Consider the following 13,226-nt stretch of genomic DNA (forward strand, 5'->3'; position numbering starts at 1 on the left):
GTCGTTCCGTCAGGGCCGTGGACCGTACGCCGTCATGAAACGGTCGCGGAACTCGTCCATGCCCCACCGCGGCGCGTCCGGGGCCGGCTTGAGGCCGTCGGTCCACCCCCAGCCGGCGACCCGCTCCAGGACCTTCTCGTCGTGGGCGACGATCGTGACGGGCACGTCCTTGCCGGTGTCCCCGGCGGTGACGGTCGGCACCGGCTGGTGGTCGCCGAGGAAGACCAGCACCGTGTCCTCGTCGCCGTAGCGCTCCATCCACTCGGTGAGGCTGCGGATCGAGTACTCGATGGCCTTGCGGTACTCGGCGCGCACCTTCTCCGGGTCCTTCCAGACCTCGGCCGGGTCGGTGCCCTCCTTCTTGATCCGGTGGAACACCGAACCGTCACCGAGGTCCTCCCAGTCGATCATGCGGGCGATGGGCGACCACGGGTTGTGGCTGGAGGCCAGGATGATCTCCGCCATGATCGGCTCACGGTCCTTCCTGCCGTGCTCCAGGCGCTGGAAGGCCTCCAGGCTGAACTGGTCGGGCACGGGGGTCCAGCTGAAGTACGGCCCGTGGTAGCCGAGGTGCTCGGAGTCGTAGATGTGGTCCAGGCCGAAGAACTCGCCCTCGGGCCAGGCCCGCCGCACGCCGGGCACGATGCCGACGGTCCGCCAGGCACCCGTCCTGCCGAAGTACTTGGTCAGCGTCATGCGATCGCTCGTGGTCAGACTGCGGTACCGCTGCTGGTTCTTGATCCACAGCCCCGACAGGAACGTCGAGTGGGCCAGCCAGCTGCCCGCGCCCGTCACCGGCGACCGCAGCCAGCCGCTGCGCGACTCGAACCCGGCCGCCTTCAGCCTGCCGGTGCCCTCCTTGAGCACCGCGTCGGTCTGCCGCGCCATCGCCGGGTCGTCGATCGCCACCCGGCCGTAGCTCTCGATGAAGGTGAACAGGACGTCCTTGCCGCGCAGTCCGGTCAGCAACCGGTCGGGCGGGGTCTGCGCGAAGGCGTCCACGGCGGCCTGCTGCTCGAAGACCCGGGCGTCCTTCAGCCCCGCGCGGACCTGCTCCACCCGGTTGCCGATGAACTCGGCGTTGCCCTTGGTGGCGATCGGCACCGTGCCGAGCTGCACGCCCAGGGTCATGCAGGTGATCCACGCCGTGCCGAGGATCAGCGTCGTGCGGGTGGCGACGGTCCGGTGACGCACCATCAGGTTCGTCAGCCGCACCACCGCGAGCGTGGTGAGCACGAGCACGGCGACGAACAGGACGAGCACCCCGATCACGGCCAGCACCTGCCCGGTCCGGCCGAAGGTCTCCCGGAGGAAGTCGGTGGCGTGCTCGATGAGGATCCAGTCCAGGACCAGGTCGAACGGCCGCGCCAGCACCTGGTAGAAGCCCATGTCGACGAACTTCAGGATGGTGACCAGCCCGAGGAACGCGCCCGTCACCACCGCCGTGATCCGCCGGGGCCGCGGGGGGAGCGCGAGCAGCAGTCCCGCGAGCAGCACCCCCTCGGCCGGGATCCGCACGAAGGAGGCGAACTCGATCCGCTCGATCCGGTTGGGCACGAGCAGCGCGAACCCCACGAGCGCCCCGGCCAGCACGGTCGTCCCCACAGAAGCGCCCCGCGCGACCCGGGGCCAGCGCCGCCGCCAACCGAACCAGCCGGGCCGGACCGGGCTTTGCGCGGGGGGAGGGGTGTCCTCTTGAGCCGGCTGCGGCGAGCCGCTTTCCCGGTGTACGGCGCCGAGCGGCGCGGCAGCGCCCCCCTCGGCCGCACCGACCCCCACGGCCTCGCCCCCGCCGCCCGCCGCACGGCGCGTGCCGTCCGGCTCCGGACGGTCCTGCGGCTCCGGACCGTCCCGCGGCTCCTGCGGGTCCGTCGCGTCGGCGGCGCCGTCCCGGTCCGTCGTCCTGGTGTCGGCCGCCCGTTCCGGCCGAGGCTCCGGCGTCCCCGCGTCGTCGTCCGGTTCCGCCCCGCCCCCGGTCCTGTCCGGCGGCTGGTGGGGGCGAGTGAAGAGCGACACCCGGTGGTCCTTCCGTGCGGTCGTGCGATGGCATGGCAAACAGAGCCCAATGCCGAGCCTGCCCCCACCAGTACGTCCGTACGTCACCCGCGGTTCAATCGCCGGGCCGGCGAATCACCCGTCCGCAGCCGCCGCCACCTCCCGGGCGTGGACCGGAAGCTCGCCGGGGCGGACCCCACGGCGGCGGATCGCGGTCCTTCGCCATGTGGTTTGCCATGTGGCTTGTGGGACAGGGCCGCCGGACTCCTGAAAGGTCCCGCTCACGTGCTCTGTCGGCCGTGGGACCCGATCGCTAGGCTGGCCGCGGACGACGCAATCGGGAGGAGCACGGACGTGGCCGAGACCACCACCCAGCAGCGCCCGCTCATGGGCTGGGACAAGCCGGACCTGGACCTCAGCAAGGCACACTGGCAGTCCAGCAGCCGTGGCCTGGGGGATGTGCAGATCGCCTTCGTGGAAGGCTTCATCGCCATGCGGAACAGTGCCCGCCCCGAGAGCCCTTCGCTGATCTTCACGCCCGCCGAGTGGGGCGCCTTCGTCTCCGGAGCGCGGGAAGGGGAGTTCGACCTCACCTGACGGCTGGACGCGCACCGCCCGGGTGGCCCGTGGGCCGACGGCCGATCCGGGGTGTTCCGCCCGCGTTTTCCGGACACGCGACCTGAGGCGGCCTTCCCGGCCGGCCCCCTGCGTCAGGCTGGCAACCGGGGAGGGGACGGTCGTCACCCGGAAGTGAGGAACCCATGAGCACCCTGCCGGTCGTTGCGGCGGTCGACGGTTCGGACGACAGCCTGCGCGCCCTGGAGTGGGCCGTGGACGCGGCCCTGAGACGCTCGGCCCCGCTGCGCGTCGCGCACGTACGCCAGTACGCCCACTGGGCCCAGCCCGAGGTCCTCGCCGCCGGGCCCGCCGACCCACGGGAGGACCCCGTCCTCGACCGGGTCCGCACCCACCTGGCGGACCGCACCGGTCTGCCGCACACCGAGTACACCGGCCTGGAGGGCGCGACTGGCGTGGTCCTGCCCGAACTGGGCGCCGGCGCCCAGCTGCTCGTGCTCGGGTCCCGGGGCCGCGGCGGCTTCGCCAGCCTGCTGCTCGGCTCCACCAGCCTGGCCACCGCCCGCGACGCCGAGTGCCCCGTCGTCGTCGTGCCCCCGCCCGGACGCGAGGTCCACGGCGAGGAACCGGCCGGACCCGCCCCGCGCGTGGTGGTCGGGCTGAAGGTCGACGGCCCCGACGACGCCACGTTGGAGTTCGCCTTCGCCGAGGCCGCCCGGCGTGAGGCCCGCCTCCAGGCGGTCGCCGCCTACCCGTGGCCCGCGCAGCCCTGGATGCTGCCCGGGGAGATGCCCCCGCCGGTCGTCGACCAGGACGTCGTCGAGGACGAGGCGCGGGTCCTGGCGGAGGGCTTCCTCGCACCTCACCGCGAGCGGCACCCGGGCGTCGAGGTCGAGACCCTCCCGGCGGCAGGCGACGCCGCCGGGCACCTCGTCGCCGCCTCCCGGGACGCCGACCTCGTCGTCGTGGGCCGTCACCGGCGGCACCTGCTGGCACCCGCCCGGATGATCGGCTCGGTCACCCAGGCCGTCCTGCTGCACGCCGCGAGCCCCGTCGCGGTGATCCCTCCCGCACCCCCGGAGGACTGACCCAGCGCTGACGACCGCGGGCCACGACCCCGACCGCCCGGGTGCGGCTCCACCCCGAGTCGTTGACGGACGACCGGCCGCGCCGCGCTGCGCGGCGACCCCGGAGGGGATGCCGGTCACTGCCCCGCGCTGCGAGCACGCAGGGAACGCCGTCCGCCGCCCCGCGCTGCGACCGCGAAGGGACGCCGATCGTCGCGCCGCGACCGCGAAGGAAACGGGCCGGTGCCGGTCCCACCGCCGACGCGGCGCGCAGCGCACCGCGTCCGTGAGATGCGCGCCGCCCTGCGCGCTCCCCACCCCGGGCCGTGTGCCCCGCGCACCGGATTTCGCGCGCAGGGCCCCGCGCACCGGGCCCCGGGCGCCACCCGGCCGGCGTCGCCCGGCCGAAGCCCGCTCCGAAGTCGTGCGGCGGCTGGACGAGACGGCGTCCGGCCCCTGGCCGGTGCCCCTGCCGGGCCGGGGCCCGCGGGCGCCCACGCCGGCTGATGCCCGCTTCCGAAGTCGTGCGGCGGTTGCACGAGACGGTGCCCGGCCCCCGGCCCTTGTCCAGCACCGGGCCCCGCGGCAGCTGTCCGGTCGATGCCCGCTCCCGAAGTCGTGCGGCGGCTGGACAAGACGGCGCCCGGCCCCCCACCGTGCCCCGTCCGGACCGGTCCGGCGACACCACCCCGGGCGTCCGCCACCGGCCCACCTGCCCGTGGGCGTCCGCCACCGGCCCACCTGCCCGTTAGCGTCCGCCACCGGCCCACCCGCCCCCGGGCGTCCGCCACCGGCCCACCCGGGCCTCGGGCGTCCGCCACCGTCCCACCCACCCCCGGCGTCCGCCACCGGCCCACCCGGGCCTCGGACCGGTGGCGAGCCGGCCGCAGCCGTCGTACCGGCCGTGAGCGCGGTCCGGCGGGCCCCGGCCCGACCGGCTGGCGGGTCCGCCACGCACCGCGCCGTGAGCGGTATTTCCGCAAGGCCCACGCCCGCCGTGAGCGGGACCGGCCGTCCTGGGGCGACGGTGCCCGGGGCGCCCGCCGCCCCCACCGGCATCGGGCGGTGGCCCGGCCCGAGCGCGGCGCCGCCCGCCCGACATGTCGCAGGCCCGGGCACGTACCATGGCGACATGTCGTTCCTCCGCCGCCGCAGCGCCACGCCCGCCGGGCCCGACTTCGACGTACTGGCCATGGACCCGGGCGACTGGCCCGGCAACCTCGGCGCAGGGCTGCTTCCCGCGCCCGACGGCACCTGCCAGGGCGTCTTCCTGCGCTACGACCTGTTCGGCGGCCGTGGCCCCGCCATGATCATCGGCAATCTGCCGGAAGGCTCCCCCGCCCGCGACGTCGCCGAGGGCGAGGTGCCCTTCGAGGTGGCGCAGCTGCTGCTGGCGCTGGAGAACGACGAGGAGGTCACCGTCGTCGGCACCGAGGACGTGCCGGTGATGCAGGGCGACAACCTCCTGATCGTGCGCCGGATCAAGCTCTCCGAGAGCCGGATCTCGTGCGTGCAGTTCGACCGCAGCGACAACGTCCTGGTGACCATCGCCGCCTGGGACCGCCCCATCACGGACGACCTCTACGCCCTCCTCAAGCCGCTGCCGGCCGAGCTGTTCCAGCAGGGCTGACCCGACGCGGCGGAACGCCCCGTACACACGAAGAACACACGAAGCGGGGGCCGGGGGGGCCCCCCCGCGCCCCCCCCCCCCCCCGCGCCCACCCCCCCCCCCCCCCCCCCCCCCCCCCCCCGCGGCCCCCCCCGCCCCCCCCCCCCGCGCCCGCTTCGTCCCCGTCAGCGAGTGCCGACCGCCGCGCGCACGGCCCGCCGGGCCATCTGGCAGTCGTCGTGCAGCCGCCGCAGCAACAGCCGCTGCTCCTCGCCGGACGGCGCAGCACCAGGATGGGCCGGGCCCGGTGCCGCCGGGGCCGCGTCGTGCATCGAACGCTGCACGGCCGTCTCGTAGGTGCGGATCTCGCGCGTCAGCACCAGCATCAGGTTCACCAGGAAGGCGTCCCGGGACGCCGGGCCCGCCGACTGCGCGATCTGACTGATCTGCCGGCGCGCGACCGGTGCGTCCCCGAGCACCGACCACAGCGTCGCCAGGTCGTAACCCGGCAGGTACCAGCCCGCGTGCTCCCAGTCCACCAGCACTGGACCGGCCGGTGACAGGAGCAGGTTCGACAGCAGGGCGTCGCCGTGGCAGAACTGGCCCATGCCCTGCCGCCCGGCGGACTGCGCGATGCCGTGCAGCAGCTTCTGCAGGTCGCCCAGATCGCGGTCGGTGAGCAGGCCCAGCTCGTGGTACCGCGCGATCCGGGCGGCGTAGTCGAGCGGGGCGTCGAACGTGCCCGCGGGCGGCCGCCAGGCGTTCAGCCGGCAGATCGCGCCGAGCGCCGCCCTGATGTCCGCCCGGGGCGGTGCCTCGGCCGGGTGCCGCTGGAGGGCCGCCACGCGACCGGGCATCCGCTCGATCACGAGGGTGCAGTTGTCCGGGTCCGCCGCGATCAGCCTCGGCGCCCGCACGGGAGGGCGGTGCCGGACGAACGAGCGGTACGCCGCTATCTCGTGGCGGATCCGCTCGGACCAGGCGGGAGAGTGGTCCAGTAAACACTTGGCGACGGCCGAGCTGCGACCGGTCGTGCCGACCAGCAGCACGGAACGGCCGGTGCGGCGCAGCACCTGCACCGGGGCGAACTCCGGGCAGATGCGGTGCACCGACGCGATCGCCGTGCGCAGCTGCGCGCCCTGGGGGCCGGACAAGTCGAGTCTCCCGCTGAGCGGTTGGGTGCCGAGTACCGCGCCGCGCCGAGCCCTGCCCGCGCCGAGCACGGGGGCCGCCGGCCGCGCGGGGGCGAGGTAGGGGCCGCTGTCCGTGGGACGGGGGTGGAGCGACCGGGGCGGTGCGGACACGGAGGACGATGCTGCGTACATGGGCGAGACAGATCCCTTCGTGTGCCTGCGACGACAGCGCTGACCCGGCCCGGAAGCCCGGAAGCACCCTGGGGAATGTCCCTGCGGCGACCGGGTCGGGGTGGCGCGTTCCTACCTGACACCGGATGGCCGGTGGCACACCATCTGGCGCACCCTGGCGAACCCTGGCGAATAGTCGCTCGGCAAGTCCGGCCCGGCTACTGTCAACTCAGCCGAGAACCTGGGGGCTTGACGTGAGCGGACAACCCAACACCCGGCTCGCGGACCTGTTCGGCCTGGCCGGCTGGTCCAAGGGCGAACTCGCGAGGCTGGTCAACCGGCAGGCGGCGGCCATGGGCCATCCCCAGCTGTCGACCGACACCTCCCGGGTGCGGCGGTGGATCGACACGGGAGAGATCCCGCGCGATCCGGTGCCGCGGGTGCTGGCGGCTCTGTTCACCGAGCGTCTCGGCCGTGTCGTGACCATCGAGGACCTCGGTCTGGTCCGGCACGGGCGTGCGGGGAAACGGCAGGGCGGCGGGAGTCCGGAGACTCCCGACGGCGTGCCGTGGGCGCCCGAGCGGACGGCTGCGGTCCTCACCGAATTCACGGGAATGGACCTCATGCTCAACCGACGCGGCTTGGTGGGCGCGGGCGCCGCGCTCGCCGCGGGATCCGCACTCAGCAGCGCCATGTACGACTGGCTGCACTCCGACCCTGCCCTGGCTGCCGACGCCCCCGACCTCGACCATCCCCTGCACGCCGACCCCGCTGGGTTCGACCGCTACGAGGCCGCCCCCATCGGGTCGCAGGAGATCGAGGAACTGGAGCGCTCGGTCGAGGTGTTCCGCGCCTGGGACGCGGCCCGCGGCGGCGGGCTCCAGCGCAAGGCCGTGGTGGGCCAGCTCAACGAGGTGGGCGGCATGCTCGCCTACCGTCACCCACCCCACCTCCAGCGCCGCCTGTGGGGCGTCGCCGCCAACCTGGCCGTCCTCGCGGGCTGGATGTCGCACGACGTCGGCCTGGAGCCCACGGCCCAGAAGTACTTCGTCATCGCCGCGCACGCGGCCAGAGAGGGCGGGGACCGGCCCCGCGCGGGTGAGGCGCTCTCCCGCGCGGCCCGCCAGATGGTGCACCTGGGCCGGCCGGACGACGCCCTGGACCTGATGAAGCTGGCCACCTCCGGCTCGGGCGACGAGGTGCTGCCCCGCACCCGGGCGATGCTCTACACGATCGAGGCCTGGGCACAGGCGTCGATGGGCAAGGGCCAGGCCATGCGGCGCACGCTCGGCCGGGCGGAGGACCTGTTCGTCTCCGACAAGGCCGACGTCCCCCCGCCGGACTGGATGCAGACCTTCAAGGAGGAGGACCTCTACGGCATGCAGGCCCTGGCCTATCGCACGCTCGCCGAGTTCGAGCCGGGCGCGGCCGCCCATGCCCAGCACTACGCGGAGAAGGCCCTGGCCCTGCGGGTCGACGGCCGGCAGCGCTCGAAGATCTTCGACTACCTGTCGATGGCCTCGGCCTGCTTCATCGCCGACGACCCCGAACAGGCCGACCGCTACGCCCGGCTGGCCCTGGTGTCGATGGGCTCCAACTCCTCCCACCGCACCTGGGACCGGCTGCGCCAGATGTACCGGCTCACCGCCCAGTACTCGGGCTATCCCAAGATCCAGGAGCTGCGCGAGGAGATCAAGCTGGCCCTGCCGAAGACGAAGGGCAGGGGCGGCGCCGGCACACAGGCCTGACTTGCTATGACGTGACGCGGGCGACGAGCACGCACGCGTTGTCCTCGCGCTCGCCCGTGCCGAACTCCTCGACGACGGCCCGGACGCAGTCCTCCGCGTCGGCGGACCCGGCCAGGCGCGGCGTCAGGCCGAGGAGGAGCTGCGCGGCCGCCGCTCCGGTGTGCCCGGGCACCAGCCCGTCGGTGTGCAGCAGGAGCAGGTCGCCCGGCTCCAGGGTTTCCTCGGCCTGCCCGTACACGGCGCCCGAGGTGGCGCCGAGCAGGACGCCGTCCGGGCTGTCCAGGACCCGCCCCGTCCCGTCGCGGAACAGCAGCGGGGCGGGGTGTCCGGCCTGCGCCCACACCAGGGTGCGGGTCGCGGGGTGGTAGCGGCAGCACACCGCGCTGCCCAGGGCGGGCTGCACGGTGGCGTCGAGTAACTGGTTGAGCCAGGCCATCAGCTGTCCCGGCCGGGCCCCGGCCATCGCCATGCCCCGCACGGCGCCCAGCAGCATGGTCATGTGGGACGTGACGCCGACGCCCTGCCCGGTGAGGTCGCCGACGCTCAACAGGGTGTCGCCGCCGGTCAGTTCGAGCGCGTCGTACCAGTCGCCGCCGATCATGGTGTGCGTGGACGCCGGCAGGTACCGGGCGGCGAGGTCGAGGCTCCGGGGGCCCCGGTGCGGGAGCCGCAGGGAGCCGCGCCACGGCGGCAGCACGGCCTCCTGCAGCTCGACCGCGAGCCGGTGTTCGGTGCGCGCGGCCTGCTGCTGGTGGTGGAGCGAGTCACGGGTCTCGCTCACCACCCGCTGGCTGCGGCGCAGTTCACTGACGTCGCGCAGCACGGCCCACATCGAGGCGGTGCTCCCGTCAGTGTCGAGCACCGGTTCGCCCATCATGTGCACGGTCCGGACGTCGCCGTCGGGGCGTGCGATGCGGAACTCGCCGTCGATGGGCCGGGCGTCGACGAGGCAGTTGGTCACCATCGCCGTCAGGCCGGGCCGGTCCTCGTCGAGCACCAGGGACGGCAGCTCGTCGAGGGTGAGCGGGGGAGTGGCGGGGTCGCGGCCCAGGATCCGGTAAAGCTCTCCGGACCAACTGGCCTCGTCGGTCAGGAGGTTCCACTCGGCGCTGCCGACCCGGCTGAGCAGCGAGCCCTGCGCGGGCGTGGCGGGCTCCGGGTCGGGTGCGGTGGGGAGGGGGCCGTCCCGGAGCTGGGCGAGGTGTTCGTCGAGGTCGTCGAGCTGGTGCAGCGCGAGGTCGCACAGGGCGCGCTGCCAGCGTCCGCGCGGGTGGTCCGTCCCGTCGCCCTCCGTGTCGCGGCGCACCGCGTCCACCTCGCCCTTGAGCCGCCGCGTCTGCGATATGAGCGCGTCGACCGAGCCGCGTCCGGGCGGCTGGGCGGCGGGGCGGTCCGCGGAGAGGTGGGACGGCATGACGCACTCCGATGCGGGACGGTACGGCCAAGGCGGACGGAGGGACCGTTACGACTGTTGCACAGCCCGCGACGCCCTGTAAGGGATTTGGCACCACACGATACGGTGGTGCTTCTGGCATATGCCACCGTCTCGCGGGGTTACTCCGAGGTAGTTGAGGCGCGAGTCACTCGGAGTGCCAAGTCGTAGCGTACACACGGCATTTGACGCTCCGTCGGAGTGCCGGCCGTACCCCTGCGCGTGTTCGACGAGCTGGTGTTCGAGGCCTGCTGTTCAGTACCGCAGGATGCCGGCGATGCCGTCCGCCTCACCCAGCGTGCCGTCCGGCACGAAGCGGACGTCGGCCCCCGTCTCCAGGCACTGCTCGACGATCTCGTCCACGATGTCCTCGCGGGCGTCGAGGTCCCCGCTCTCGGCCAGGATCAGATGCTCGCCGGCCTCGCGGACGGTGACGCGGTAGTTCTCCTCGACGGCCAGCAGCCGGACGCGGCCGTCCCGGGCGCTCTGCCACAGCTCGTCGACACCGGCCGCGAACGCCCGCCGTCCGCGGGCGGTTTCCAGGGCCCGGGTCACGTCGTCCGCGCTGCTGCGGGCCTCCGCCTCCAGCACCGGGCGCAGGGCCTGCCACACGGCCTCGGGCGTGCCGTGGGCGAGTCCGCCGTGCGGGACGCGCACCGCCCCCCTGGTGGCGCTGCCGGCCTCGTCCAGCAGGGAGAGGGCGGCCGGCTCGCCGGTGACGTAGAGCCGGCGCGGCCGGTCGCGCAGGACGGCGCCCATCGCCGTGTCGGCCTCGCGCAGGAACTGCCGGGTCCGCTCCTCGCGGAAGGTGCTCGGCTGGTCGCCGGTCCGCTGCTGCCGCTCGGGGTCGAAGTTCTCCGTGGGCCGGGTCAGGGGGAAGCCGCCGATGCGGGCCTCGGTGACGCGGTCGACGCCGCCGTTCCACAGGGTCGCGCGGTCGGCGGCGAGCGAGAGGGCCCAGAACGGCCGCCCGGCGGTGTGGGCCGAGACCAGGTTGCGGGTGAGGAAGGTGTCGGAGAGGACCACGCGTTCGGGTACGGGCCGGGCCAGCGACCACACCTGGTGCTCCCCGGGGGCCGCGTAGATCACCAGTCCGTCCTCGGCGTGGGCGAGGTCGACCTCGGACAGGGCCCGGTCGAGGTGGCGGGCGACCTCGGCGCGCCGTTCCCGGGTGACGGCCGGGTCCGCCTCGAGCTGCCGTTTCGCCTCGGCCACCGCGTTGCGCAGCCGGACCTGGTCCTGGGCGCTGTAGGGCTCGCGCCGGTGGGTCGGGGTCAGCACGGACACCGCGGGGTACGGGCGCGGGCGCCGCAGTTCGGCAAGGGTCGCGGGACTCAGAACGTGCTCCATGACAGCACCATAGGGCCGATTCACCGTTAGGGCATTCGGGGCAATCGGGTCACCCCTGCCGGGCTCCGCCCGCCCGGAGTTGGGCAAGTCTTTGCCCCCGGCGGATTTCCGACGGGGGTGCCCCCGATCCGGAGCGGCCCATGAGGTATTGCGTGTGCAAAGCCTGGCTGGATATGGGGGGTCGGGGTGGTCCGGGGCGCGGTGGGTGAGTTGACGGTGATCCGCGGGTGCAACACGCTCGAAATGTAGATGGCTAATACATCAAGTTTGCGGGAGGTATGCGCATGTGCGGCATCACCGGCTGGGTCTCCTTCGACCGCGACCTGACGGCCGAGGTCGCGACCCTGGACGCGATGACCGAGACGATGGCCTGCCGCGGGCCGGACGACCGGGGCGTCTGGACCGAGGGCCCCGCCGGACTCGGGCACCGCAGGCTCGCGATCATCGACCTGCCCGGAGGCCGCCAGCCCATGACCGCCGCGACCCCGCACGGCACCGTCGCCCTCGTCTACTCCGGAGAGGCCTACAACTTCACCGAACTGCGCGGCGAACTCGCCGCCCGCGGCCACCGCTTCACCACCGACTCCGACACCGAGGCCGTGCTGCGCGGCTACCTGGAGTGGGGCGACGCCGTCGCCGAACGCCTCAACGGCATGTACGCCTTCGCCGTCTGGGACGGCCGCACCGACCGGCTGGTGCTGATCCGCGACCGCATGGGGGTCAAGCCCCTGTACTACCGGCCGACCCCCGACGGCGTCCTGTTCGGCTCCGAGCCCAAGGCGATCCTCGCCCACCCGCTGGTCCGGCCCCGGGTCGGCCTGGACGGGCTGCGCGAACTGTTCACCATGGTCAAGACACCCGGGCACGCCGTGTGGGAGGGCATGCGCGAGGTCGAACCCGGCACCGTCGTCACCGTCGACCGCTCCGGCCTGCGCCACCGCGTCTACTGGCGACTGCGCACCCGCCCCCACGAGGACGACCGGGCCACCACCATCGGCACCGTCCGCTCGCTCCTCGACGACATCGTGCGCCGCCAGCTCGTCGCGGACGTGCCCCGCTGCACCCTGCTCTCCGGCGGGCTCGACTCCTCCGCCATGACGGCCCTCGCGGCCCGGCAGCTCGGCGCGCACGGGGAGAAGGTCCGCAGCTTCGCCGTCGACTTCGCGGGCCGGACCGACCACTTCGTCGCCGACGAACTGCGCGCCACCCCCGACACGCCCTTCGTGCACGACGTGGCCCGCGCCTCGGGCACCGACCACCAGGACATCGTGCTCGACGCCGACGCCCTCGCCGACCCCGCCGTACGCGAGAAGGTGATCAGGGCGCGCGACCTCCCGGCCGGCCTGGGCGACATGGACGCCTCCCTGTACCTGCTCTTCAAGGCCATCCGCGAACGCTCCACGGTGGCCCTGTCGGGCGAGTCCGCCGACGAGGTCTTCGGCGGCTACCGGCAGTTCTTCGACGAGGACGCGCGCACGGCCGGCACCTTCCCCTGGCTGGTGAGCCTCGCCCGGCACTTCGGCGACGACACCGACGTCCTGCGCCCCGAGCTGGTCAAGGCCCTGGACCTGCAGACGTATGTCGCCGACGGCTACCGCGAGGCCGCCGCACAGGTCGAACGCCTCGACGGCGAGAGCGACTTCGAGTTCCGCATGCGGCGGATCAGCCACCTCCACCTGACCCGGTTCGTGCGGATCCTGCTCGATCGCAAGGACCGCGCCAGCATGGCCGTCGGACTGGAGGTCCGGGTGCCCTTCTGCGACCACCGGCTCGTCGAGTACGTCTACAACGCGCCCTGGGCGCTGAAGTCCTTCGACGGCCGGGAGAAGAGCCTGCTGCGGGAGGCCACCGCGGACCTGATCCCGCGGTCCGTCTACGACCGGGTCAAGAGCCCCTACCCGTCCACCCAGGACCCGCGGTACGCGGTGGCCCTGCGCCACCAGGCCCAGGACCTGCTCACCCGGCCGGACCACCCGGTGTTCGACCTCGTCGACCCCGAGCGGCTGCGCCGTGCCGCCCGGAGCGACACGCCCGCCGGCGGCCAGGCGGCGCGGCGCGGCCTGGAGCGGACCCTGGACCTGGCGATGTGGCTGGAGCTGTACGCGCCCGAGGTCGCCCTCGGCTGAGGCACGGTCCCGGGGCCCG

Annotated in this window: 9 protein-coding genes; 5 read left to right on the forward strand and 4 right to left on the reverse strand. The window is 73.9% G+C overall.

All coding sequences use genetic code 11. The features are described from left to right. Nucleotides 1–9: 9 nt before the first annotated feature. The gene (locus ACIGAN_RS34890) at nucleotides 10–1,605 is read right to left on the reverse strand and encodes a sulfatase (protein ID WP_399863503.1); all 1,596 of its coding nucleotides are present in this window, start codon (nucleotides 1,603–1,605) and stop codon (nucleotides 10–12) included. A 744-nt stretch (nucleotides 1,606–2,349) separates the two neighbouring features. Between ACIGAN_RS34890 and ACIGAN_RS34895 the strand changes: the two genes are divergently transcribed. The 3 genes from ACIGAN_RS34895 to ACIGAN_RS34905 all read left to right on the forward strand — a co-directional run bounded on the left by ACIGAN_RS34895 (nucleotide 2,350) and on the right by ACIGAN_RS34905 (nucleotide 5,268). After that, nucleotides 2,350–2,592, forward strand: a complete 243-nt coding sequence (locus tag ACIGAN_RS34895; RefSeq protein WP_365745182.1) for a DUF397 domain-containing protein — start codon at nucleotides 2,350–2,352, stop codon at nucleotides 2,590–2,592. Nucleotides 2,593–2,756: 164 nt separating this feature from the next. After that, entirely contained in the window at nucleotides 2,757–3,659 is a 903-nt protein-coding gene (locus ACIGAN_RS34900; RefSeq protein ID WP_399863505.1) for a universal stress protein, read from the forward strand. 1,111 nt (nucleotides 3,660–4,770) lie between these two features. Next, nucleotides 4,771–5,268: a hypothetical protein gene (locus ACIGAN_RS34905; RefSeq protein WP_365745186.1), complete on the forward strand. Its 498-nt coding sequence runs from the start codon at nucleotides 4,771–4,773 to the stop codon at nucleotides 5,266–5,268. A gap of 164 nt (nucleotides 5,269–5,432) precedes the next feature. Here ACIGAN_RS34905 and ACIGAN_RS34910 read toward each other — a convergent pair whose 3' ends face one another. Next, nucleotides 5,433–6,572: an aminoglycoside phosphotransferase family protein gene (locus ACIGAN_RS34910; RefSeq protein ID WP_399863507.1), complete on the reverse strand. Its 1,140-nt coding sequence runs from the start codon at nucleotides 6,570–6,572 to the stop codon at nucleotides 5,433–5,435. 233 nt (nucleotides 6,573–6,805) lie between these two features. Between ACIGAN_RS34910 and ACIGAN_RS34915 the strand changes: the two genes are divergently transcribed. Beyond that, entirely contained in the window at nucleotides 6,806–8,299 is a 1,494-nt protein-coding gene (locus ACIGAN_RS34915) for a DNA-binding protein NsdB (protein ID WP_365741858.1), read from the forward strand. 4 nt (nucleotides 8,300–8,303) lie between these two features. Here the strand turns inward: ACIGAN_RS34915 and ACIGAN_RS34920 are convergent, their stop codons facing one another. Further along, the gene (locus ACIGAN_RS34920; protein ID WP_399863510.1) at nucleotides 8,304–9,713 is read right to left on the reverse strand and encodes a PP2C family protein-serine/threonine phosphatase; all 1,410 of its coding nucleotides are present in this window, start codon (nucleotides 9,711–9,713) and stop codon (nucleotides 8,304–8,306) included. A 273-nt stretch (nucleotides 9,714–9,986) separates the two neighbouring features. Continuing rightward, on the reverse strand, nucleotides 9,987–11,081 hold the full coding sequence (locus ACIGAN_RS34925; protein WP_365741854.1) for a baeRF3 domain-containing protein: 1,095 nt from the start codon (nucleotides 11,079–11,081) through the stop codon (nucleotides 9,987–9,989). Between the two features lie 284 nt (nucleotides 11,082–11,365). On the opposite strand from ACIGAN_RS34925, the gene asnB reads away from it, so the two are divergent. Continuing rightward, a complete protein-coding gene (gene asnB / locus ACIGAN_RS34930; protein ID WP_399863512.1) occupies nucleotides 11,366–13,207 on the forward strand; it encodes an asparagine synthase (glutamine-hydrolyzing) in 1,842 nt (613 codons plus the stop codon). Nucleotides 13,208–13,226: the final 19 nt, after the last annotated feature.

Source organism: Streptomyces sp. NPDC085931 (genome assembly GCF_044540565.1).
In the GTDB taxonomy this organism is placed as follows: Bacteria; Actinomycetota; Actinomycetes; order Streptomycetales; family Streptomycetaceae; genus Streptomyces.

Coding starts and splice junctions, on each gene's coding strand:
- ACIGAN_RS34900 (WP_399863505.1), top strand. CDS start 2,757: ATGAGCACCCTGCCGGTCGTTGCGGCGGTCGACGGTTCGGACGACAGC.
- ACIGAN_RS34905 (WP_365745186.1), top strand. CDS start 4,771: ATGTCGTTCCTCCGCCGCCGCAGCGCCACGCCCGCCGGGCCCGACTTC.
- ACIGAN_RS34910 (WP_399863507.1), bottom strand. CDS start 6,572: ATGTACGCAGCATCGTCCTCCGTGTCCGCACCGCCCCGGTCGCTCCAC.
- ACIGAN_RS34920 (WP_399863510.1), bottom strand. CDS start 9,713: ATGCCGTCCCACCTCTCCGCGGACCGCCCCGCCGCCCAGCCGCCCGGA.
- ACIGAN_RS34925 (WP_365741854.1), bottom strand. CDS start 11,081: ATGGAGCACGTTCTGAGTCCCGCGACCCTTGCCGAACTGCGGCGCCCG.
- asnB (WP_399863512.1), top strand. CDS start 11,366: ATGTGCGGCATCACCGGCTGGGTCTCCTTCGACCGCGACCTGACGGCC.